Below are 21302 nucleotides of genomic sequence, written 5' to 3'. Positions count from 1 at the left end.
GGTTTTGTAAACGATTCCAAAATAAAAAATACATTTTGGTAACGATTACAAAACTTAATTTAAGGAAGGGGTATTATATTGAAAAAAATAGTAACAATGGTTATGATTCTAACAATGATGGTCATGATAACGGGATGTAGCGAAGAAAAAAATGAGCAAGTTACAATTACCTATTATGGAAGATCCAACGAGAAAAATTTAGAAGAAGATTTAATAGCTAAATTTGAAGCAGAAAATCCAGATATCAAAGTAAATTATGTGGAGCTGCCAGATGATTCGGATCAAAAATTGCAAACCATTAGTACAACGTTACAATCAAAGGATTCATCTTTAGATGTATTTGTGGGTGATGTAGTTTGGACACCAATTTTTGCAGGGGCAGGATGGGTATTAGAATTAGATGACTATTTATCTGAGGAAGAAGTTAATGCTCATATTCCAGGGTCAATGAAAGCTTATACATACAATGACCACTACTATGGCATACCTTTCTTCGTAGACGGTGGAATGTTATTCTATCGTGAAGATCTATTAAATAAATACGACAAGGCAGTACCAGCTACTTGGGAAGAACTGGTAGAAACTGCAAGGTACATCATGGATCAAGAAAATGATCCAAACTTATATGGTTTTGGTGGTTCATGGAAGCAATATGAAGGTGTTACATGCAGTTTGACTGAGTTAGTATGGTCCCATGGAGGAGAGTTCTTAAACAAAGAAGGAAATTCAATATTTAATTCTCCAGAATCAATCGCAGGTATGCAAATGATGTCCGATATGGTTCACGAATATAAAATCACACCTCCTGGTGTAGGTGGATTTGGTACAGGTGAATTAAGAGCATTAGCATTAAATGGTCAAATGATCTTTACCAGAGACTGGCCAAGTTTCTACGGGCAATCCATGGATGAAGAAAAGTCTAATGTAGTAGGTAATTTTAAATATACAGTGTTACCAGCTAAAGAAGGCGAAGAAAGCTATTCAACTCTTGGGGGTTGGGGAATTATGGTATCAAAATATAGTGAGCATCCAGAAGCTGCCATAAAGTTTGCAAAGTTTAGATCAAATTATGAGAGTCAAAAATATGAAGCACAAACACTACTCCATAATCCAACCATAAAGGCTTTATATGAAGATGAAGATATTCAATCAGAATTAGGATGGATGGTAGAAATGTTCCCAGCATTAATGGCAACTAATCCAAGACCTCAATCACCTTATTATGCAGAAATTTCAGCAGTTCTTCAACAGGCTAGTCAGGATGTAATTGCAGGTAATAAAACACCAGAAGAAGCTGTACAATATGCTGATGAAAAAATTCAGAGCATTGTTAAATAAGAGATTGCTAATACTTTAGCAGAGTAGCAGTTATTGAAAATAGATATTAGGAGAAGGAAACGGATACCTAATATCTATTTTCAAATTTCATCCGTATATTGAGGGAGGAGATTTCTATGGATAGAAAGACGAAAATAGGATATCTTTTTCTATTGCCAGCAGGACTCTTAATGGTAATCATGGTTCTTTATCCTGTTATCAATACTTTCTATTTAAGTTTATTTGAATACAGAGTACAAACCATGGCATTAGGAAAGGTATTTGTTGGATTAGAGAATTATAAAAAAATTATCAGTGACGAGACATTCTGGAACTCATTTACATGGACTGTACAGTTTACATTCATTTCTGTCATTCTAGAGCTTATCATTGGTATGGCTTTGGCATTAATCATGAATAGAAAGATTCCGGGACAGAGCATCATCCGAACGATTATCTTAATTCCATGGGCTATTCCGACTATCGTATCAGGTATGATGTGGGCATATCTTTTTGGGCAATATGGAATGATTAATGAAATATTATTAAACATTGGCATCATACATGAGAGTATACCTTGGTTCACAGAAGAAATGTGGGCTAAAACAGCCATTATAATTGCTGATGTATGGAAAACCACACCCTATATGTCCTTGCTAATTTTAGGCGGATTACAAACAGTTCCTAAAACACTCTATGAAGCTGCAGATATAGACGGTGCTAATATCATGCAGAAGTTTTTAAAGATAACGCTACCTTCTATTAAGCCAGCATTAGTAATAGCAGTCCTATTTAGGGTAGTTGCAGCACTAAGAATTTATGATCTTATAGCCGCCATGACCAGTGGAGGACCAGCAGGAACAACGGAAAGTTTATCCATATATACAGTAAGCACCTATTTTAGATTTGGAAATATAGGTTATGGTTCTGCTTTAGCAGTCGTGATGCTAATAGTATCTTTACTAATAAGCTTACTATTTGTAGATGCATTAAAATCAAAGGTGGATGAGTAATATGAGACAAATAAAAAGTGTTTTAAATAAAACTTCATATATGATCTTTTTTATAGTTTTTAGTGGAACAATGTTATTCCCCTTTATTTTCATATTTTTTAGCTCCTTTAAAACACCAAAGGATATAATGGCTATACCTCCTAGCATATTACCTGATAAATGGATCTTATCGAATTACATGGATGCGTTTACGATACAGCCTTTACACATTTATCTTAGGAATAGTTTCATAACCTCTATTTTGGTAGTCATGATAACCATTGTTATTGGAAGTATGGCAGCTTATGCCTTATCAAGAACGAATATTAAGGGGAAAAAAGTATTTCTAGTGTTTTTATTAGCTATATCCTTATTACCACCTGTAACGATCATCAATCCTATTTATCAATTATTAAGTAGCTTAAAGTTATTAAACAGTTATATTGGTTTGGCCTTGGTTATTACAGTTTTGGAATTACCTTTAGTAGTGTGGATGCTTACAGCCTATTTTAATACACTACCAAAATCACTTGAAGAAAGTGGTGAGATTGACGGTGCAAATATCATACAGATTTTTACCAAGATTTTATTTCCTTTAATAGGTCCAGGGATTTTCACTGTAAGTATTCTTGTATTTATTAATGCGTGGAATCAATTCTTATTTGCGCTGGTACTTAATCCGTATGAATCACATCGAGCAATCACAGTAGGTTTAACACTATACAAAACTGATTATGTAGTTCCTTGGGGTGTTTTATCATCTGCAGCTGTGATAACAGTTATACCATTGATTGTTATGATTTTATTATTGCAAAAACGTATTCTATCAGGAGTATTGGAAGGTGGCGTAAAAGAATAAATTTTTTGCGACAATAAGGGAGTGGAAGGAGTACTAATATGGACAATAAGTGGTGGATGGACGCAGTTATTTATCAGATTTTCCCCAGAAGTTTCAAAGATAGTAATGATGATGGTATTGGTGATCTAAAAGGAATTATTGAAAAACTTGATTACCTTAAAGATTTAGGTGTGGACGCTTTGTGGATTTGTCCTATTCACCCATCACCTAACTTTGATAGTGGCTATGATGTTAGTGACTATTATGATATATGGGATGAACTAGGTAGTATGGATGATATGGAAAAGTTAATAAGTGAAGTCCATAAGAGAGAAATGAGATTGATTATGGATTTAGTTCCTAATCATACATCTCATATGAATAAATGGTTTGTTGAGAGCAGAAAATCGAAAGATAATCCCTACAGAGATTTTTATATTTGGCGACCTGGTAAAGAGGGTAAAGAACCAAATAACTGGGCTTCCATTAGGATGGGCGGGTCTGTATGGGAGTATGATGAACAAACTGATGAGTACTATTTACATCTTTATTCACCTCAACAACCGGATTTAAACTGGAACAATCAAAAGGTAAGGCGTGCATTTTATGACATAATGGATTTCTGGTTACAAAAGGGTGTTGATGGTTTTAGAATGGATGTTATCAATAAAATTGCTAAGGAAGACGGGTTACCTGATGTAGAAATAGTTGAAGGGGATACACGTCAATATTTACCGCCAGAAAAATATTATTTGAATCATCCAAAGGTACATGAGTATTTAAAAGAGTTAAATAAGGAAGTATTTTCAAAATACAAGGATAAGATTACAATTGGTCAAGTTGAGGGAGTTACCCCTGAACAAGCCTATTTATATACAGGTGATAATAGAAGTGAAATTGATTTATTCTTGCAATTCGAACATGTTAATCTCATTAAGACGCATAATCAACTCGTTGAATGGAGTCTGTTAGATTTTAAGAAGCTGATAAATAAGTGGCAAACGGCATTAAGCGATCAATTGTGGAACTTAGTATTTTTCAGTAGCCATGACTTGCCAAGACTAGTATCAAGTTTTGGTAATGATGACAAGTATAGGGTAGAGTCAGCAAAGATGTTAGCCACAATCTTATTGACCTTAAGAGGAACACCCATTATCTATCAAGGTGATGAGATAGGTATGACTAATCCAAATTTTAATAGTATTGATGATTATCAAGATATGAGAAGTAAAAAAGCTTATTTAGAACATTTGGCAAATGGTCATGATAATGAAGAAGCTTTAAAATATGTTCAAGGTATTAGTAGAGATAATTCACGGACGCCTATACAATGGAATAATAGTCAAAATGCAGGATTTACTGATGGTAAACCGTGGATAAATATAAATTCAAACTATAAAGAAGTTAACGTGGTTAAACAATTACAATCAGAAGATTCTATTTTAAACTATTATAAAAAACTTATTGCTATTAGAAAGAATAGTGATATTTTGCTAAAAGGAACCTTTAGATTAATCCATGAAGAAGATAATGAAATTTTTAGCTTTATAAGGGAATATAACGATAAGCAACTCATGGTTGTTGCAAACTTTACTGAAGAAACAAAAGAAATTCGTACGGAGTCATTAGGGTTAGAATTGTTATTAAGTAGTAATCCTGTTATTGAGAAAAGCAAAGAGATCATATTAAAACCTTACGAAGCTAGGATATACAAGAAAAATGACTAGCGTCACGTTTCAAGTATGCGCAGGAAAGTACGATCTCTTGCTTGATCATTTTGTGTAACGAAATGTATCAAAAGTTATGAGGTTCGATGCCTCAAATGATGCACTACATATAAAGCTAGCTTGTATGATTCTTATCAAGATGATAAAATAAAGAATATAATTTTACAGGTTTACTATAGAGAATTGAAAAGGGGAAAAGGTATGAGTACAATAAAAGAAGTAGCTGAAAAGTCAGGTTTTTCAGTTGCTACTGTTTCAAGAGTAATCAACAACGATAAAAATGTAAAAGACAAAACAAGAGCAAAGATACTAAAGGTTATTAAAGATTTAGACTATAAACCTAATTCGTTAGGGCAGAACTTAAGGAAGCAGCGCAGTAATACTATTTTATTGGTCATACCCACAATTTCCAATCCTTTTTTTGCTGAGATTATTAGAGGTGCTGAGGCAGCCATTAAAAAGAATAACTACAAGGTTATAACAGCGACAACTGAAATGGATGTCAATCAGTTAAATGTTTATATAAATATGTTAAAAACCAATCAAGTAGATGGTGCAATATTTATTTCATCAAGTATATCGAAGGAAATTTTGCAAAACTTTGTTGATGACTATCCAGTAGTTATGTGTAATGAATATTTTGAGGGTATGGATGTATCTTATACAACTATTGATAATGAAAAAGCTAGTTATGAGGCAACTAAATATCTTCTTGATCAGGGTAAAAAGAAAATTGCATACATCCATGGTGAAATAGATTCTAGTTCTAAAATAGCAAGAGTCAAGGGGTATAAAAAGGCGTTAGAAGAAAAAAATATTGCATTTAATAAGGAACTTGCTGTCATGGGATATGATGATTTTAATAAATTGAGAAGTAGAATGAAGAAGTTCTTAGAAATGCATAAAGATGTAGATGGTATGTTAATCAATTCAGATATTCAAGCTTCGATTATATTGAAGTTACTTAAGAATTTAAATTATGATGTTCCAAAGGATATGGGTTTGGTTAGTTTCGATGGAACAATCATTTCTCAAATTGTTGAGCCATTGATGACAACGATAGCTCAACCCATGTATGCATTAGGTAAGGAATCAGTGGAATTATTAATTGATAGACTGAAAAAGGAGAATAAAGAAGTAAAAAATGTTATATTACCCTATAAATTTTTAATCAGAGAAACGTAGAGGCTACACCCCTTTATTCAAGTGTATTTGGAATAAGGGGGTGTTTTAATGTAAAATAATTGATTTAGTGGTATAATAGGTATACTACTTTTGTATTAATAAGAGGGGGAAGTTATGAAGAAATTACGAATGTATTTGTTGGTACTGACTCTTTTATTACTAATTTTAATTGGATGTACTTCGGAAATGGGCGATGAGGTTAATCTTAAAGTAAATGAAAATTCAAAAATTGAACAATCAGAAGTTAAGCTAGAAGTAGAAAAGAAAACAGTAGATACAGAAGTAGAAGAAGATGATTTTGTGATTGACTACGAGGAAGTGGAGAATATCATTTATGATTATCTGAATGCACAGCTAAAGAGAGATTATGAGAAAATGGCTGAAATGCTTTGGAAAGAATCTTATGTAGCCTTTGGATTTGATGATCCTTATGAAGCAATGAAAGCGCAAGAAAGAGAGCACATAGAAAACAACTATGAAATGGTAAGTTTTATAATGGGAGACATGTCAGAAGAAGAGAGTGAATTCTATCCCAATACAAAGTTCGTAGGTGGACATTTTGAAGAACGCCGTTTCCTCAATGGACAGGAATATGTTCTTGAATATAATTACATACGGCTTGCATTCGATGATGAACTCGGATGGCGAGTGTGTTATAAAAAGTACTTAGGCATAAAGGAGTTAGATTATGACCAATCAGATATTAATTATGCTACAGAAGGTCATGTGCCTAAGATCAAAATTGCATTAGATAAAATTCTTTATAATAATCATGAAGCTTATTTTATATTGAATATTATGGTACATGAGGAAGAAGGAATAGAGGGGCTTCTGTTTTCAAGTGATGAAGATCACCAAACCACTTTGGTTATTGATACAACAAAATATGATTGGAAAGGGATAGTCCCAACAAGTACATTAACTCAAGGAAGTAATCAAATTATTGTTCCTGTTCAGAGCTTTCTTAACAGATATATAATTGAGAGCATAAGAATTGAGGATGTCTATTATCAATCACAAGATAATAGTGAACCAATACCTTTTGATTTCATTATTTTTGATGAGGGTGAATATGTTACTGATCAACTTATTCAATCCAATTAATCAATAGAAATGCCATATCTAAGTTATCTAGATATGGCATTTCTTTAGTTAGAATTATTCATTATTATAAAGTATCATAAGAGAATCAAATAACAATCTTAATTTATATCATGATATAATATAAAAGTTAGATAAGGTATACTTGTATAATTTGTATTCTGGGAAGGGTGTATCCGATGAAAGTAGGCTTAATTCGTTGTATGCAGACTGAAGATATGTGTCCTGCTACAACTTGCTTTAAAGCAATGAAGAATAAAAAGTGTGCATTTGATGGAGTAGAAGAAGATATAGAAGTAATAGGGGTGACTACATGTGGTGGATGCCCTGGGAAGAAAGCAGTTACAAGAGCAGAAATGATGGTGAAAAGAGGAGCTGATACAATTGTACTAGCTTCATGTATTACTAAAGGAAACCCTATTGGAATTCCTTGTCCAAATGTAGAGCAAATGAAAACAGCAATTAAAAATAGAATCGGTAATGATATTAGAATTATTGATTATACACATTAAAGAGGGTTCAATTATTTATCAATATGTGAGATAGTCCCTTTACCCCATAATATATCCTAGTTGGGACAATCCTATCACCAGACACCTTTTATTTTCATATGATATAGTAAGAAATAGTTTTTTTTTATGAAAGGTGGAAATTATCTATGTCATATGGATACGGATACGGATATGGATTTGGCCGTCGTGGATTTGGTAGAGGTTGCTGTTGTTGTTGCAATCCATGCGGTTTCATAGGACGACCTTTCTATGGAGGCTATGGAGGCTATGGCTACGGAGGATATGGTGGCTATGGTTACGGTGGCTTTTGTGGATATGGTGGATACGGTGGATACGGTGGTTATGGAGGCTATGGAGGCTTCTGTGGTTATCCTTGCTGTGGTACAAGACGTGCAGTATGTGCTGTAAATATAATACTCTTAAATAGAGGATGTTTTTATTAATATTTCTCCCGTAAACTACCACTTAAGTGGTAGTTTTTTTTAGACAACCATACTGTATAGAAATCATTAGCTATGGTATAATAAGGTAATAATATGTCGCACAAATAAAAAAAGAGAGGGGGAGAGTAATGAGTTCAGATCCATATAGTATTCAGTTAGTAAAAGAAGAAAAAAAGTTACATAAGGAAAAACTTGAGAAATTAGAGAGTAACCTTGAGCTATTAATAGAAGAAATTAAAAGCATAGGCAACAGACTTGAGAAGATTGAAAGTAAAATAATGAATTAATTGAGTGTGTCAAAAATAATAAAGTAAAGGTTATGAAAGGATAGCCTTTATTTTATTATATTTTTATTGACATTTGTAAAGATTTCCATTAGACTATAAATGGTTAGTTAGATAAAACAAACTATTTATAGTTAGTGGGGGATATAATGAATTTTAAAGTGTTAAAGAATAAGAATTTTTTATTTTATCTTATAGGAAACAATACTTCAATATTTGGAGATATCATGTTGACTACTGCTTTCTCTCTCTATGTTCTTGTCTTGACGCAGTCAGCATTGCAATTCAGTAGCGTTATGGCGGTATCATTTATTCCAAGGATTTTCTTATCACCTTTTGCAGGGATTGCTGTAGACCGAATGAAAAAAAAGCATCTAATCATTGTATTGGATATTATAAGAGCTCTATTGTTGTTAACCCTCTTTATGATAGCTCTTACATCAGGGATAAAGCTTTATATGATCTATGTGGTCATCATTTTTTTCGCCATATGCGATACCTTATTTGGACCAGCCATTACAACGATATTTCCATTAATATTGGAGAAAGCACTGATTTCTGAGGCTAATGCCATGAGTCGTACCATTACTAATATTATAAGTGTGGTGAGTCCTCTAGCTGGTAGTATTCTGTTCGGGGTATATGGATTACCAATTATTCTATTAGTTGATGGCCTTACTTTTTTCTTTTCAGCTGTTTTTGAATATTTTATGGTCTTTGAAGATCATGTTAAAACAGGTCATTTAAATATCGGAAAAGATATAAAAGAAGGGATAGCAGTTATACTACATGATACTCAGTTAAAATCATTAGTCATTAATGGTAACTTGACTCATTTATTTCTATTTCCATTCATGGAGGTTTGTGTTATTTATTTGTTGGTGATGGTTTTTAGAGCACCAGAATATCACTATGGTATTGTAAGAAGCTGTATCTCGGCAGGGGCTATTATTGCTGGCTTCCTAGCTCTTTATTACAGAAGTCGCCGTACAGTTGCTCAAAATATTAACTATGGTATTATAGGAATGATTTGTGCTGTAGGCGTGTTTAGCTTGTTAGCTATTCCAGTCTTTAGCAGTTTTATTGCGGGGCACTTCTGGTCACCTGTAGCCTATCTATCAGCAGCTAGTTTTATTATGTTTTTATCCTTTGATTTTTATGGCGTCTTTTTCTGTAGTTTCTATCAAACGGAAGTTTCACAGGATAAACTAGGAAGATTTACATCCATTTTGATTATGACTTTTTCATTATCTCGTATAATAGGGATGTTTGCTTATGGTTATCTGATTGAGAATGATCAGCTTTTATTGGTTTTTGGATTATTATTAGTTGGGATGATCTTAAAGTTAGCTGTACATGTTCCATTTATGCGACATGAATCACGATTAGCATCTCAAGAAGAGATAGGTCATTAGTAGGAACATAACGAATGGAAGAGTCCATAAAGGAATACTTGATAAATGGAAATAAAAAGTATAAAATAATGACATAACGGTTGAAGGAGATTGCTATGGAATTTAATCAGGTTTTGGATGAGTTAACAACCATTATGTCGGATATAATCAAATTTCATAAAGAGAAGTTGATGTCAAAAGAAGAACTAAGCAGTATCACTTATGGTCAGTTTCATTTTATACATCATATCAGTATGATGGATCAACCTACTGTCACAAAGTTAGCTCAAGCCACTAATCTAACAAAGCCTACTGTTACAATTGCTATTAATAAGCTGATCAAGTCTGGACATGTAAGAAAGATAAAATCTGAATTAGATGGAAGAGTCTATTTTTTAGAGTTAACGGACAAAGCTAAAAAAATTGGAGAAGCTGAAATGAATGCTTTCGATGACATAATTGATCGTATGCAACAAAAGCTGTCAGAGGAAGAATACAATACCTTAGAAAAAACATTAAGAAAATTATTGGATTAATGGTTCAATAATAACTAGCCAGCTAATGGATCTTTAGCTGGCTATAATACATTTAAAAAAAGGACATATCTTTTATTAAATTCAATATATATATTGAAATTTTTTCAAATAGTATATAATATAATTAATAATACTTCTTTAGTTGACGATGTTAACAATATATATGAAGCAAACTCTAAATGACAATAAAAGCATGGAGGGATGACTGTGAAATGCGATCGATGTAAAGTTAATCCGGCAACAATTCAAGTAAAGACCATCCAAGATGGCAATAAAGTGGATATGTATTTATGTCAACAATGTGCAGCTGAGACAGGACATTCGACTATGAATAATCCCTTTGAAGATTTTTTCAAAAGTTTATTAGATTTATCTAAAGAAAATCAAAAATCTAAAGTAAAGGCTGAAGTTATATGTCCTATGTGCAATATGACATACAAAGATTTTCGAAAAATTGGTAAAGTAGGCTGTGCCAATTGCTATCGTGTTTTTGATGATGAGATAAATTATGTATTGAAACGTATTCATGGCAGTACAGGACATGTAGGTAAGATTCCTGAAATAGCAGGAGAAACCATCAAAAGAAAAAGGGAGATCAATCGCTTGAAAGAAGCTCTTAAAAAAGCTATTGAGACAGAAGCTTATGAGGATGCAGTTGAATTAAGGGATCAAATCAAAGCCTTGGAAAAGGAGGAATAACATGAGTAATATAAATAAAAACGACGATGTGATTATAACTACTCGTATTCGTTTAGCTAGAAATATTCAAAAATATCCTTTTCCTAATCGTATGTCAGATATATCGGCTGAACAAATGATGGATGAAATTAAAGAAGTCATTATGGGAGCTTCATCACCTATCTCTGAACATTTCGAGTTTTACAACTTGAGAGAGTTGACCATGAATGAGAAGTTAGCTCTTTTAGAAGAGCGCTTGATTTCACCTGAATTATTAAAAAAGCAAATTCCATGTGGAGTCATACTATATAGAGATTTAGGGTTAAGTGTCATGATTAATGAAGAGGATCATGTACGAATACAATGCATTACTGATGGTATGAACATGCCAGGGGCATATGAATTGGCTAATCGAATTGATGATCTTATTGAAGAAAAGATCAATTATGCGTATAATGAAAAATATGGTTATTTAACAGCTTGTCCAACCAATGTCGGTACAGGATTGAGAGCTTCTTATATGCTTCATGTACCAGCACTTGAGGCATATGGTCAGCTTTCGATTATTTTGCAGGCAATTGGTAAATTTGGTATTACTGTAAGAGGTATGTATGGTGAAGGTACTGAAGCTTATGGAAGTATTTTTCAGATATCTAATCAGATTACTCTTGGTGAAACCGAGATGAATATTATACACAATTTGAATAACATTACCAGTCAAATTATTGAACAAGAACGAAGGGTGCGTCAAAAATTAATTAAAGAAGATCAACTAGAATTTGAAGATAAGATCTTTCGTTCATATGGTGTTTTAAGCCATGCGAGAAAGATAACAGCAAAAGAGGCAATGAGTTTGTTATCTGATGTAAAAGTTGGCTTAGAACTAGGTGTTTTAAAAATGGATAAAAGTGGTTTAGATATTTACAATTTAATGACTCGAATACAACCTGCAAATTTACAAAAACTAGCTGGGAGAGAGTTGAACTCCAATGAAAGAGACATAAAAAGAGCGATACTTATACGAGAAAAATTACCTTTATTGACTAATGGGTAGTTGAAATAAGAACAAGTATTAATAAGAAGGAGGAATCCAATATGATGGCAAGATTTACAAAACAAGCTCAGAAGGCAATTGCTTTGTCGCAAGAATCGGCTGCAAATTTTGGGCAAGGTTATGTAGGTACTGAACATATATTGTTAGGACTTATAAGAGAAGGAGAAGGTGTTGCAGCACGAGCTCTTAAAGACCAAGGGATATCAGAAGAAGTTTTATCAGATAAAATTAGTAATATAGGTGTGCAAAATCAAGGAAGTACAATTGATAAACAAGATTTTACACCTCGAGCTAAACGGATTTTAGAAAACAGCTTGAGAGAAGCCATTAAGATGAACACTAACTATATTGGTACTGAACATATATTATTAGCTCTTTTGCGTGAAGGTGATAGTATAGCAGTACGTTTATTAACAGCTTTGGGAGTTAATTCTCAAAAGTTGTATCAAGAAATCTTAGAGATTTTAGGTGAAGTTTCAGGTAACCCCAACATAAATAAAGGTAAGCAAAAGAAAGATAAGACTAGTTCTACGCCAACACTGGATCAATTTAGCCGTGATTTAACTCAGATGGCGGAACAACAAAAATTTGATCCTATCATTGGTCGCGATAAAGAGATTGAGCGTGTTATTCAAATTTTAAGTAGACGTACTAAGAATAATCCTTGCTTAATTGGTGAACCAGGTGTAGGTAAGACGGCCATAGCTGAAGGGTTAGCTCAAAAGATTATTGAAGGAAATGTACCTGAGACCATAAAAGAGAAGAGAGTTGTAGCTCTCGATCTATCATCCATGGTAGCAGGCTCTAAGTATCGTGGTGAGTTTGAAGATCGTATCAAAAAAGCTATAGAAGAGATAAGACATTCAGGCAATGTTATTCTTTTCATAGATGAATTGCATACGATTGTTGGTGCTGGTGCTGCAGAAGGTGCTATTGATGCTTCTAATATTTTGAAACCATCTCTTGCAAGAGGGGAACTACAACTTATTGGTGCTACTACATTAGAAGAATATCGTAAGTATATTGAGAAAGATTCAGCATTAGAAAGACGTTTCCAACCTGTTAAAGTAGAAGAACCAACAGAAGAAGAGGCAATCGATATATTAAGAGGTTTAAAAGATAAATATGAAGCTCATCATAGTGTACACATAACGGATGAAGCACTTATCGCATCAGTTAAGTTGTCTAATCGTTATATTACTGATCGCTATTTACCTGATAAAGCTATTGACTTAATCGACGAAGCAGCCTCCAAAGTACGCCTTAGGACGTATACGGCACCACCTAATATAAAAGAATTAGAGATACGCCTTGAAGAATTGGAAAAAGAAAAAGAGGTCGCCATCAAAACAGAAGAATATGAGAAGGCAGGACTCATTAAAGGAAAACAAAATGAAATTAAAAAACAACTGGAAAAAGAAAAATTAGAATGGGAGCAAAATAATTCCAAATCTAATCAGATTGTTAATGAAGAAGAAATTGCGGATATCGTTGCAAGTTGGACCGGTATTCCAGTGAAGAAATTAGCTGAAGAAGAAAGCGAGCGCCTTAAAAACATGGAGAAAATCTTACATGAGAGGGTGGTAGGTCAAGATGAAGCTGTTGTAGCAGTATCTAAGGCCATACGTCGTGGTCGAGTAGGGTTAAAAGATCCAAAACGACCAACAGGTTCATTTCTATTTTTAGGACCAACAGGTGTAGGTAAAACCGAATTATGTAAAGCTTTATCAGAAGCCTTGTTTGGTGATGAAGATGCTCTCATTCGAGTGGATATGTCTGAATACATGGAAAAACACAGTGTATCCAAACTCATAGGATCACCTCCAGGTTATGTTGGTTATGATGAAGGTGGGCAATTCAGTGAAAAAGTTCGTAGAAAGCCTTACTCAGTCATCCTCTTTGATGAAGTTGAAAAAGCTCATCCAGATGTTTTCAATATTCTTTTACAAGTATTGGATGATGGACATATCACCGATGCACAAGGGAGAAGGGTTGACTTTAAGAATACAGTTATTATCATGACTTCGAATGTTGGAGCAAGGAACATTGTGGAGCCTAAGACTTTAGGATTTGTCAGTGAGCGAGATGAAAAAAGAGAATACAAAGACATGAAAAAAAATGTAATGGATGAAGTTAAACGACTTTTTAGACCAGAATTCTTAAATCGAATAGATGAACTCATTGTTTTCCATCCTTTAACCAAGGAAAATATTCAAGAAATTGTAGATATCTTATTCAAACAATTGGCTAAACGTGTACAGCAAAATTTAGGTATACAACTTGAATTAACAGAAAAGGCACAGGAATTTTTGGCTGATGAAGGATTTGATAAAGTATACGGTGCAAGGCCATTAAAAAGGGCTATGCAAGCTCAAATTGAAGATCAGTTAGCAGAACGCATTCTAGATGGTGAGGTACGAGAAGGACAACGTGTTCGAATAGGTATTCGAAATGGTCGTTTAATCTTCAATGTAAAAGGATTAGATGTATAAATAAAGTTGTTCATAGAAAATTTTATATTTATTAATGGTCAAGTGACGATAAATATATTATAATGGTATATATATATATAATATATTGTCATTTCGTAGGAGGGTATAAACACAATGTCAATTATTCAGGAATTAATTAGAGTAGAAGAAGACAGAACTCTTAGCTTTGGAAATTATTTATTAGATGAAAAAAAGAAAGTAGAAGATTTTGAAGTTGAAGGCGATTTATATAAAGTAAAAACTTTTTATGAGATCACTAAATTAGAAAAGAACGGTATCTTGGTTTATGAATCTGTTCCAGGTACAACAGTTCATGGATTCAAATTATCAGAAGCAGGTGTTGACTTTAGTGTTGAAGGTAATAAAAATTCTAGCATTACAGTGGAGTTAGAGCCTGAACAACCTTATAAAATTTTCATTGATGATGTTCAAGTAGATAAAGTGAAATCCAATCTTTCTGGTAAAGTAACTTTTAGTGTTAATGAAAGTTTATCACCTAAAAAAATAAAGATTGATAGAATATAATTGCATACGTAAAGAATTCTAACACCATCAAGTATTTAACTTGATGGTGTTTTTTAATTACTAAAATTCACTGCGTATTCATAAAATATATAAAATGCGTCCCTATTGAGGAGGGAATCATGGTATGGGGAAAAGCATAAATGTAGTAGGGACAGGAACAAATATAGCTAAGCTTAACAAGATGATTCTTTTGTTTGATATAGTAAATTATAATGAAGATCCTTTAGAAGCTAAGAATTCTAATGAGGTGTTGATTGAAGCTGCTAAAGATTATCTCAACAATTTCGGTATACAAGAGAAGGATATTGATTATTCAAGAAATGAGTTAGCAGCAATATATGATAAAAGTGGTCTGATAGATACCTTTAAGGCTGCGACAAATTTTAAAATCCAGTTTTACGACTTACAAGTATTAGCTGAATTTCTTTATAACATAGAAGGTAGACACGTTATTGTTAAAGATATCATTTTTACACTTAAAGATCCAATTTATTACTATGATTTGGCACTCAAAAATGCAGTCACTAATGCAGATAATAAAGCGTCTGTCATAGCGAATAAATTGGGAGTATACATAGAAGCAACTGCTCAGGAATTAACTGAGATGACAGATGCTTATGATCAAACACCATGGATATCGGGAAGTAATAATAACCTTGATCCAAAAACAGTAGAGTCAACCATTACTTTTTATGCAACAGTAAAAGCTAAATACCTGGTTGTCGACTAATCATTCTAAAACAATACGAAAAATCATATATATATGAAAGAGATTAAGAAAAGCAAAAAGGAGGTGTCCTATGTATTATAATATGTATCGAGATCTGGTACCAAGAATAAAGAAAAAAAAGACCATTAATGTGATTGGTGTTGGTACCAAAATTGTGAAATCAGATATGGCAGTTCTGATTTTTGATATGGTTACCGAAAGCATAGATCCTTTTCAAGCATTAGAGAATAGTGGCAGACAAATAGAAGAAGCCAATAGTACATTGAAGCAATTTGGTATTAAAGAGGAGGATATCTTCTATACAAGAGATGAATTAATGCCTAGCTATGATCAAAGTGATGAAATAATCACATACAAAGCATCCACAATATATAGGGTACTTTTCTATGATATGCAATTACTGAGTGAAATATTGTTTAATGTAAAAGGGGCTAAAGGTAGAGTTACTGAAGTGATTTTTACAGTTAAGGATCCTGTCAAGTATTATAATGAAGCACTTGACTTAGCGGTATCCGATGCTTTAGTAAAAGCAACAAAAATAGCAGAGGAAATGGGGATTATAATTGATGATACACCTCAAAATATAACTGAGACCACAAATGTACATGATTTACTCATGGGTGTATCCCATCAACATGTAGAAGATACACCTAAGTTTATGGAGGGATTTATCACTTTTTTTGCCACTGTGGAGGCCGAATTTCTTGAATTAGAGTAATATACTCTCTACAGAAAAAGAAAAGTAAGCTATCTAAAAGGAGTTGAAAAATGTATCCAATGATGTATCGCAACATAGTAAGGAAAGAAAATAAAGCAAAAGAAATAACGGTTATAGGTGTGGGAATTAAATTTATCAAGTCAGATATGGTTATTGTGGGATTTGATTTAATCACAGAAGCTACTGATCCTATTCAAGCTCAAATAGAGAACGATAAATTGATTGAAAGAATTACGGCTACTCTTAAAGAGTACGGTATAAGAAGTGAAGATATATTTTCATCGATTAATAAGATTACACCAATCATAGACGAACAAGACAATATCATTGGGTTTAAATCTTCTACGATTTTTAGAATAATTTTTTATGACCAACAAGTTCTAAGTGAATTATTATATAATATACGATCCGAAGATATCGTCGTTAAGGATACATTCTTTACACTGAAGGATCCCATGCTTCACTGGAATGAAGCTCTAGAAGAAGCTGTAGCCAATGCTTATATCAGAGCATCTGCTGTAGCTAAAGAAATGGATGTTGTGATAAATGGTACGGCTCAAGATATAATAGAAGTCACAGATCCAGGTGATGTTTTTCCAAGAATATATGATAAGAAGTATGCTGCTGAGGATGATGAAGGATTTATTCCCTTATATGCTTCAGTTAAAGCTAAGTTTCTAATTATTGAAGAATCACCTCAATCATGAGGTGTTTTTTTGTACTAATTTCACACCTTTCCAGTATCTCCACATAAAATAATACTGAAGATAGCACAGTGTTTTAATTCAGAGGAGGTATAGGTGTGTATATGTACCGAGGATTTGTTCCAAGGGTCACGAAGGCAAAAGAAATAAGTGTTAAGGGGTATGGAACAAGGACAGTTAAATCAGACATGGTTATTTTAGCTTTTAATCTAATATCAGAAGCCCAAGATCCTTATAAAGCACAGCAAGAGAATGAACAATTTATTCAAATATTCTTGGACACTCTTAACGAGTACGGTATTAAAGACGAAGATATCTTTTATACAAGTAATGAGTTAACTCCTGTTTATGATGCTAATAATGAAGTCATAAGATATATAGCATCAAGTATTTTTAAGATATCCTTCTATGATTTAGAGTATCTGAGCGAATTTCTCTATAATTTAAGAAACATAGAAGTTGAGGTTGAGGATGTATTGTTTACGGTAAAAGATAGTACAAAATTATGGAATGAAACATTAGCGGATGCAGTCTCTAATGCTTATGATAGGGCAAAAGCGGTTGCAGACAGATTAGGAGTGAAAATTGAGGAGGTACCGCAGAAAGTAACTGAAATTACTGATGTAAATCAGGTCATTGAAGAGCTACAAAAGCATGTCATAAAGGAGTTTGCTTCATTGGCAGAAGGTTTTACAACAAATTACTCAGTTGTTGAAGCAGAATTTACAATCATAGAGGAATAGAAATCACCTCAATCGTGAGGTGGTTTTTTTTCTATAAATTTGTTAAGATAAAGGTAATAAGAATAGTAGCTTTAACGAAAGAGAGGAAATTTTCATTGGCTAAAACAAAGAATATATATTTCTGTCAGGAATGTGGGCATGAATCCCCTAAATGGATGGGGCAATGTCCAGGGTGTAAAAGTTGGAACAGTTTTGTTGAAGAAACTGTTGTAAAATCCAAAAATCCAGTGAGCAGAAACAATGAAACTAAGAGAAATAGACCAACGAAGATCAATGAAATTAAGATCCAAGAAGAGAATCGTGTAACAACAGGAATCGGTGAATTAGATCGTGTACTGGGTGGAGGCGTTGTTAGAGGGGGATTAACTCTAGTTGGTGGAGATCCTGGTATTGGTAAATCCACGTTATTGCTTCAAATGTGCGAGTTTATCGGTAGACAAAATAAAAAGGTACTCTATGCATCTGGTGAGGAATCAGAAACGCAGATTAAATTAAGAGGTGATCGTTTAGGGATTACAACAGATAATCTACTGCTTTTTGCTGAAACATCCCTTGAAAGTATTGAGTCTGTTATTAAAGAGATGATGCCAGACATGGTTATCATCGATTCCATACAAACCATCTACAGCGAATCCATTACATCTGCACCTGGTAGTGTGAGTCAAGTTAGAGAAGGTACTGCCATACTCATGCGTTTGGCTAAGCAATTGGGAGTGTCTATCTTTATTGTTGGACATGTAACGAAGGAAGGTGCTATTGCTGGTCCTAGAGTTCTTGAGCATATGGTTGATACAGTACTTTATTTTGAGGGTGAACGCCATGCTTCTTATCGTGTGTTAAGAGCAGTAAAAAATCGTTTTGGTTCCACTAATGAAATTGGTGTTTTTGAGATGAGAGATGTAGGTTTAGTAGAAGTAACAAATCCTTCAGAAATGATGCTATCTGGTAGACCAGAAAATGAGGCAGGCTCTGTTGTAACATGTAGTATTGAAGGTACCAGACCTATGTTGATTGAAGTGCAAGCATTAGTTAGTCCAACTAATTTTGGTATGCCAAGGAGAACGGCAACAGGAACAGATTATAATCGAGTAGTACTTCTTATGGCTGTTCTTGAAAAGAAAATTGGTATGCAACTTGTTAGTTACGATAGCTATGTTAACATTGCAGGTGGTATCAAGACCACGGAGCCAGCTCTAGATCTAGGCATAGTTGCAGCTATAGCATCAAGTTTTAGAAGTACACCCATTTCAAATAAATTAATAGCTTGCGGAGAGGTAGGTCTTACTGGCGAGGTTAGAGCTGTATCGATGGTTGAGAAACGAATCACCGAAGCCGCTAAAATGGGATTTGAACATATTATCGTGCCAAAAGCTAACCTAAAAGGACTTAATAAAATTGAAGGAATACATGTACACGGAGTTGAGAATGTCTCCGATGCATTGAGTATTTTGTGGAATGTTTAGTAACATTTCATATCAAACATGAGGACATGTATACCAAACATGAAGACATGGTCTTGGATTCTGAAATGGATTAAAGTAAAGTGAGATGTTACCAATCCAGTGAATGATATAAGGAGATGACTATCATGTTTGAATTACGTTTTAAACACCATGAACAAATAAAAGTAACCTATGAAAAGTTTCAATTAGAAGAAGGACTTTTGGAGTATAAAATAACTTTAGAACAAGAAGAGTTAACAGAATTTGCCCCTGTCGTTATGAGTTGGGATTATCCTTTAATCGATGCTCATTATTATTGGTTCCCACTAAATGGGACGACAAGAAAGCTAAGAGCTGATTATCATAAGGGACTATTATCTAAAGCTACTATTTCGGCACCAGTTGCTATCTATTACAATGCATCTGGTGAAAATCGATTAACTTGTGCACTATCTGATGCTTTGAATACAGTTGCATTAGCCATGGGAGTTCGAGAAGAAAATGGGCGTATTGTCTGCAAGGCGGAACTCTTTACAGAACCAACAAAACCAGCTCGTCATTATGAAGTAAAGCTACGATTGGATAATAGAAATGTTCCCTATTACAAAGCCCTAAAAGATGTATCGTTCTGGTGGGAATCTTTTGATCTCCTTCAACCATCTGAGGTTCCACAGGTAGCGAAGAAACCAATGTACTCTACTTGGTATAGTTTCCATCAGAAGATGACTGATGAAGAGATTGAGGTACAATGTCAATTAGCTAAGTCTATGGGCTGTGAAGCAGTTATAGTAGATGATGGCTGGCAAACTTCTGATAATCAAAGAGGTTATGCTTATACTGGCGACTGGGAAGTTTGTGTGGAAAAATTCCCGGATATGAAAGCTCATGTGGAACGTGTACATGCCATGGGGATGAAGTATTTACTTTGGTATAGCGTTCCTTATATTGGTGTAAAGTCAAACATATGGAATCGTTTTAAAGATAAGGTATTATTTCTGACTGAGCGAAACAGTTCAGCTACTTTAGATCCTAGATTCCCTGATGTAAGAGAATATCTCATTAATATTTATGAGAAAGCACTCCAAGAATGGGATCTAGATGGCTTTAAATTGGATTTTGTTGATCGCTTTGGTCTTGTTGACCGTGAGAACATGCCAGCTTATAATGAGCTAATGGATTACATTTCTGTAGATGAGGCGGTAGATCGACTTTTGTCAGATGTGATGAAGCGATTAAAAGCTATTAAACCAGATATAATGATTGAATTTCGTCAAAAGTACATAGGTCCACTTATGCGTAAGTATGGTAATATCTTTAGAGTAGGAGATTGTCCTGCAGATTTTGCAACCAATCGTTCTGGTATCTGTGATATTCGGTTAATTAGTGGCAATACAGTAGCACATGCAGATATGATTATGTGGAATGAAGAGGATCATGTTGAAAGTGCGGCTTTACAGATAAATAATATTATCTTTGGAGTTCCTCAAATATCTATGAAGCTTGAGAAGTTAAAAGATGAACATCGTAAGATGGTTGCTTTCTGGTTAGATTTCTACAATAAATACCAAGATGTTTTACTTGATGGTGAGTTGATGCCTCATCATCCAGAACAACAGTATCCAGTAGTAGAAGCTAGGGATAATGAAAAACATATTATTGGTGTATATGCTGACCATGTTGTTAAGTTAAATGCTTTAGTAGATGAGACAGTCATCGTTAATGGTAAATTAACTGAAAAAGTCTACCTTGACTGTGGAGTAGATGTTAAAGGAAAACTAACCATTTACGATTGCTGTGGAAGAGAAGTTAATCAAGAAGTGATTAGTTGGAAGGCTGGATTACATCAAGTTTATGTGCCTGCTAGTGGATTGCTGACTATTATATAGA

At 33.8% G+C, this 21302-nt stretch carries 21 protein-coding genes; all 21 read left to right on the top strand.

Features of this window, described 5'->3' with window-relative positions:
- Positions 1-78: 78 nt before the first annotated feature.
- Positions 79-1338, top strand: coding sequence for an ABC transporter substrate-binding protein (locus C1Y58_RS03285; protein WP_105614549.1), 1260 nt, complete (start codon positions 79-81; stop codon positions 1336-1338).
- Between the two features lie 116 nt (positions 1339-1454).
- Positions 1455-2330 (top strand): carbohydrate ABC transporter permease, encoded by an 876-nt coding sequence (locus C1Y58_RS03280; protein WP_170311500.1) that lies wholly within the window; start codon positions 1455-1457, stop codon positions 2328-2330.
- Position 2331: 1 nt separating this feature from the next.
- Positions 2332-3168, top strand: a complete 837-nt coding sequence (locus C1Y58_RS03275) for a carbohydrate ABC transporter permease (RefSeq protein WP_105614548.1) — start codon at positions 2332-2334, stop codon at positions 3166-3168.
- Between the two features lie 38 nt (positions 3169-3206).
- Positions 3207-4874, top strand: coding sequence for a glycoside hydrolase family 13 protein (locus C1Y58_RS03270; protein WP_105614547.1), 1668 nt, complete (start codon positions 3207-3209; stop codon positions 4872-4874).
- Positions 4875-5075: 201 nt separating this feature from the next.
- Positions 5076-6059 carry a LacI family DNA-binding transcriptional regulator gene (locus C1Y58_RS03265; protein ID WP_105614546.1) on the top strand — a complete coding sequence of 328 codons (984 nt, stop codon included), beginning with the start codon at positions 5076-5078 and terminating at the stop codon, positions 6057-6059.
- Positions 6060-6173: 114 nt separating this feature from the next.
- Positions 6174-7163 (top strand): hypothetical protein, encoded by a 990-nt coding sequence (locus C1Y58_RS03260; RefSeq protein WP_105614545.1) that lies wholly within the window; start codon positions 6174-6176, stop codon positions 7161-7163.
- 176 nt (positions 7164-7339) lie between these two features.
- The gene (locus C1Y58_RS03255; protein WP_105614544.1) at positions 7340-7672 is read left to right on the top strand and encodes a CGGC domain-containing protein; all 333 of its coding nucleotides are present in this window, start codon (positions 7340-7342) and stop codon (positions 7670-7672) included.
- 146 nt (positions 7673-7818) lie between these two features.
- A complete protein-coding gene (locus C1Y58_RS26765; protein WP_207655695.1) occupies positions 7819-8115 on the top strand; it encodes a hypothetical protein in 297 nt (98 codons plus the stop codon).
- Positions 8116-8243: 128 nt separating this feature from the next.
- Positions 8244-8402, top strand: a complete 159-nt coding sequence (locus C1Y58_RS26355; protein WP_157949924.1) for a hypothetical protein — start codon at positions 8244-8246, stop codon at positions 8400-8402.
- A 146-nt stretch (positions 8403-8548) separates the two neighbouring features.
- Positions 8549-9814, top strand: coding sequence for an MFS transporter (locus C1Y58_RS03245; RefSeq protein ID WP_105614543.1), 1266 nt, complete (start codon positions 8549-8551; stop codon positions 9812-9814).
- Positions 9815-9909: 95 nt separating this feature from the next.
- Entirely contained in the window at positions 9910-10329 is a 420-nt protein-coding gene (locus C1Y58_RS03240; protein WP_105614542.1) for a MarR family winged helix-turn-helix transcriptional regulator, read from the top strand.
- A 207-nt stretch (positions 10330-10536) separates the two neighbouring features.
- Entirely contained in the window at positions 10537-11028 is a 492-nt protein-coding gene (locus tag C1Y58_RS03235) for a UvrB/UvrC motif-containing protein (RefSeq protein WP_105614541.1), read from the top strand.
- 1 nt (position 11029) lies between these two features.
- Entirely contained in the window at positions 11030-12061 is a 1032-nt protein-coding gene (locus C1Y58_RS03230; RefSeq protein WP_105614540.1) for a protein arginine kinase, read from the top strand.
- A gap of 41 nt (positions 12062-12102) precedes the next feature.
- The gene (locus tag C1Y58_RS03225; RefSeq protein ID WP_105614539.1) at positions 12103-14553 is read left to right on the top strand and encodes an ATP-dependent Clp protease ATP-binding subunit; all 2451 of its coding nucleotides are present in this window, start codon (positions 12103-12105) and stop codon (positions 14551-14553) included.
- Positions 14554-14667: 114 nt separating this feature from the next.
- Positions 14668-15078, top strand: coding sequence for an endosialidase (locus C1Y58_RS03220; RefSeq protein WP_105614538.1), 411 nt, complete (start codon positions 14668-14670; stop codon positions 15076-15078).
- Between the two features lie 124 nt (positions 15079-15202).
- A complete protein-coding gene (locus C1Y58_RS03215; RefSeq protein WP_105614537.1) occupies positions 15203-15808 on the top strand; it encodes an SIMPL domain-containing protein in 606 nt (201 codons plus the stop codon).
- Positions 15809-15878: 70 nt separating this feature from the next.
- Positions 15879-16526, top strand: coding sequence for an SIMPL domain-containing protein (locus C1Y58_RS03210; protein ID WP_105614536.1), 648 nt, complete (start codon positions 15879-15881; stop codon positions 16524-16526).
- Between the two features lie 50 nt (positions 16527-16576).
- On the top strand, positions 16577-17233 hold the full coding sequence (locus tag C1Y58_RS03205; protein ID WP_105614535.1) for an SIMPL domain-containing protein: 657 nt from the start codon (positions 16577-16579) through the stop codon (positions 17231-17233).
- A gap of 101 nt (positions 17234-17334) precedes the next feature.
- On the top strand, positions 17335-17973 hold the full coding sequence (locus tag C1Y58_RS03200; protein ID WP_242985334.1) for an SIMPL domain-containing protein: 639 nt from the start codon (positions 17335-17337) through the stop codon (positions 17971-17973).
- Positions 17974-18068: 95 nt separating this feature from the next.
- Positions 18069-19436, top strand: a complete 1368-nt coding sequence (gene radA, locus C1Y58_RS03195) for a DNA repair protein RadA (protein ID WP_105614533.1) — start codon at positions 18069-18071, stop codon at positions 19434-19436.
- A gap of 125 nt (positions 19437-19561) precedes the next feature.
- Positions 19562-21301 carry a glycoside hydrolase family 36 protein gene (locus tag C1Y58_RS03190; RefSeq protein WP_157949923.1) on the top strand — a complete coding sequence of 580 codons (1740 nt, stop codon included), beginning with the start codon at positions 19562-19564 and terminating at the stop codon, positions 21299-21301.
- Position 21302 lies beyond the last annotated feature (1 nt).

The organism is Vallitalea okinawensis (assembly GCF_002964605.1).
In the GTDB taxonomy this organism is placed as follows: Bacteria; Bacillota; Clostridia; order Lachnospirales; family PQDH01; genus Vallitalea_A; species Vallitalea_A okinawensis.
Note: the sequence above shows the minus strand (reverse complement) of the source record. Positions and strands in the feature narration are given on the sequence as shown.

Coding starts and splice junctions, on each gene's coding strand:
- C1Y58_RS03255 (WP_105614544.1), top strand. CDS start 7,340: ATGAAAGTAGGCTTAATTCGTTGTATGCAGACTGAAGATATGTGTCCT.
- C1Y58_RS03240 (WP_105614542.1), top strand. CDS start 9,910: ATGGAATTTAATCAGGTTTTGGATGAGTTAACAACCATTATGTCGGAT.
- C1Y58_RS03215 (WP_105614537.1), top strand. CDS start 15,203: ATGGGGAAAAGCATAAATGTAGTAGGGACAGGAACAAATATAGCTAAG.
- C1Y58_RS03220 (WP_105614538.1), top strand. CDS start 14,668: ATGTCAATTATTCAGGAATTAATTAGAGTAGAAGAAGACAGAACTCTT.
- C1Y58_RS03205 (WP_105614535.1), top strand. CDS start 16,577: ATGTATCCAATGATGTATCGCAACATAGTAAGGAAAGAAAATAAAGCA.
- C1Y58_RS26765 (WP_207655695.1), top strand. CDS start 7,819: ATGTCATATGGATACGGATACGGATATGGATTTGGCCGTCGTGGATTT.
- C1Y58_RS03280 (WP_170311500.1), top strand. CDS start 1,455: ATGGATAGAAAGACGAAAATAGGATATCTTTTTCTATTGCCAGCAGGA.
- C1Y58_RS03270 (WP_105614547.1), top strand. CDS start 3,207: ATGGACAATAAGTGGTGGATGGACGCAGTTATTTATCAGATTTTCCCC.
- C1Y58_RS03210 (WP_105614536.1), top strand. CDS start 15,879: ATGTATTATAATATGTATCGAGATCTGGTACCAAGAATAAAGAAAAAA.
- C1Y58_RS03230 (WP_105614540.1), top strand. CDS start 11,030: ATGAGTAATATAAATAAAAACGACGATGTGATTATAACTACTCGTATT.
- C1Y58_RS03260 (WP_105614545.1), top strand. CDS start 6,174: ATGAAGAAATTACGAATGTATTTGTTGGTACTGACTCTTTTATTACTA.
- C1Y58_RS26355 (WP_157949924.1), top strand. CDS start 8,244: ATGAGTTCAGATCCATATAGTATTCAGTTAGTAAAAGAAGAAAAAAAG.
- C1Y58_RS03190 (WP_157949923.1), top strand. CDS start 19,562: ATGTTTGAATTACGTTTTAAACACCATGAACAAATAAAAGTAACCTAT.
- C1Y58_RS03225 (WP_105614539.1), top strand. CDS start 12,103: ATGATGGCAAGATTTACAAAACAAGCTCAGAAGGCAATTGCTTTGTCG.
- C1Y58_RS03265 (WP_105614546.1), top strand. CDS start 5,076: ATGAGTACAATAAAAGAAGTAGCTGAAAAGTCAGGTTTTTCAGTTGCT.
- C1Y58_RS03200 (WP_242985334.1), top strand. CDS start 17,335: ATGTACCGAGGATTTGTTCCAAGGGTCACGAAGGCAAAAGAAATAAGT.
- C1Y58_RS03245 (WP_105614543.1), top strand. CDS start 8,549: ATGAATTTTAAAGTGTTAAAGAATAAGAATTTTTTATTTTATCTTATA.
- C1Y58_RS03275 (WP_105614548.1), top strand. CDS start 2,332: ATGAGACAAATAAAAAGTGTTTTAAATAAAACTTCATATATGATCTTT.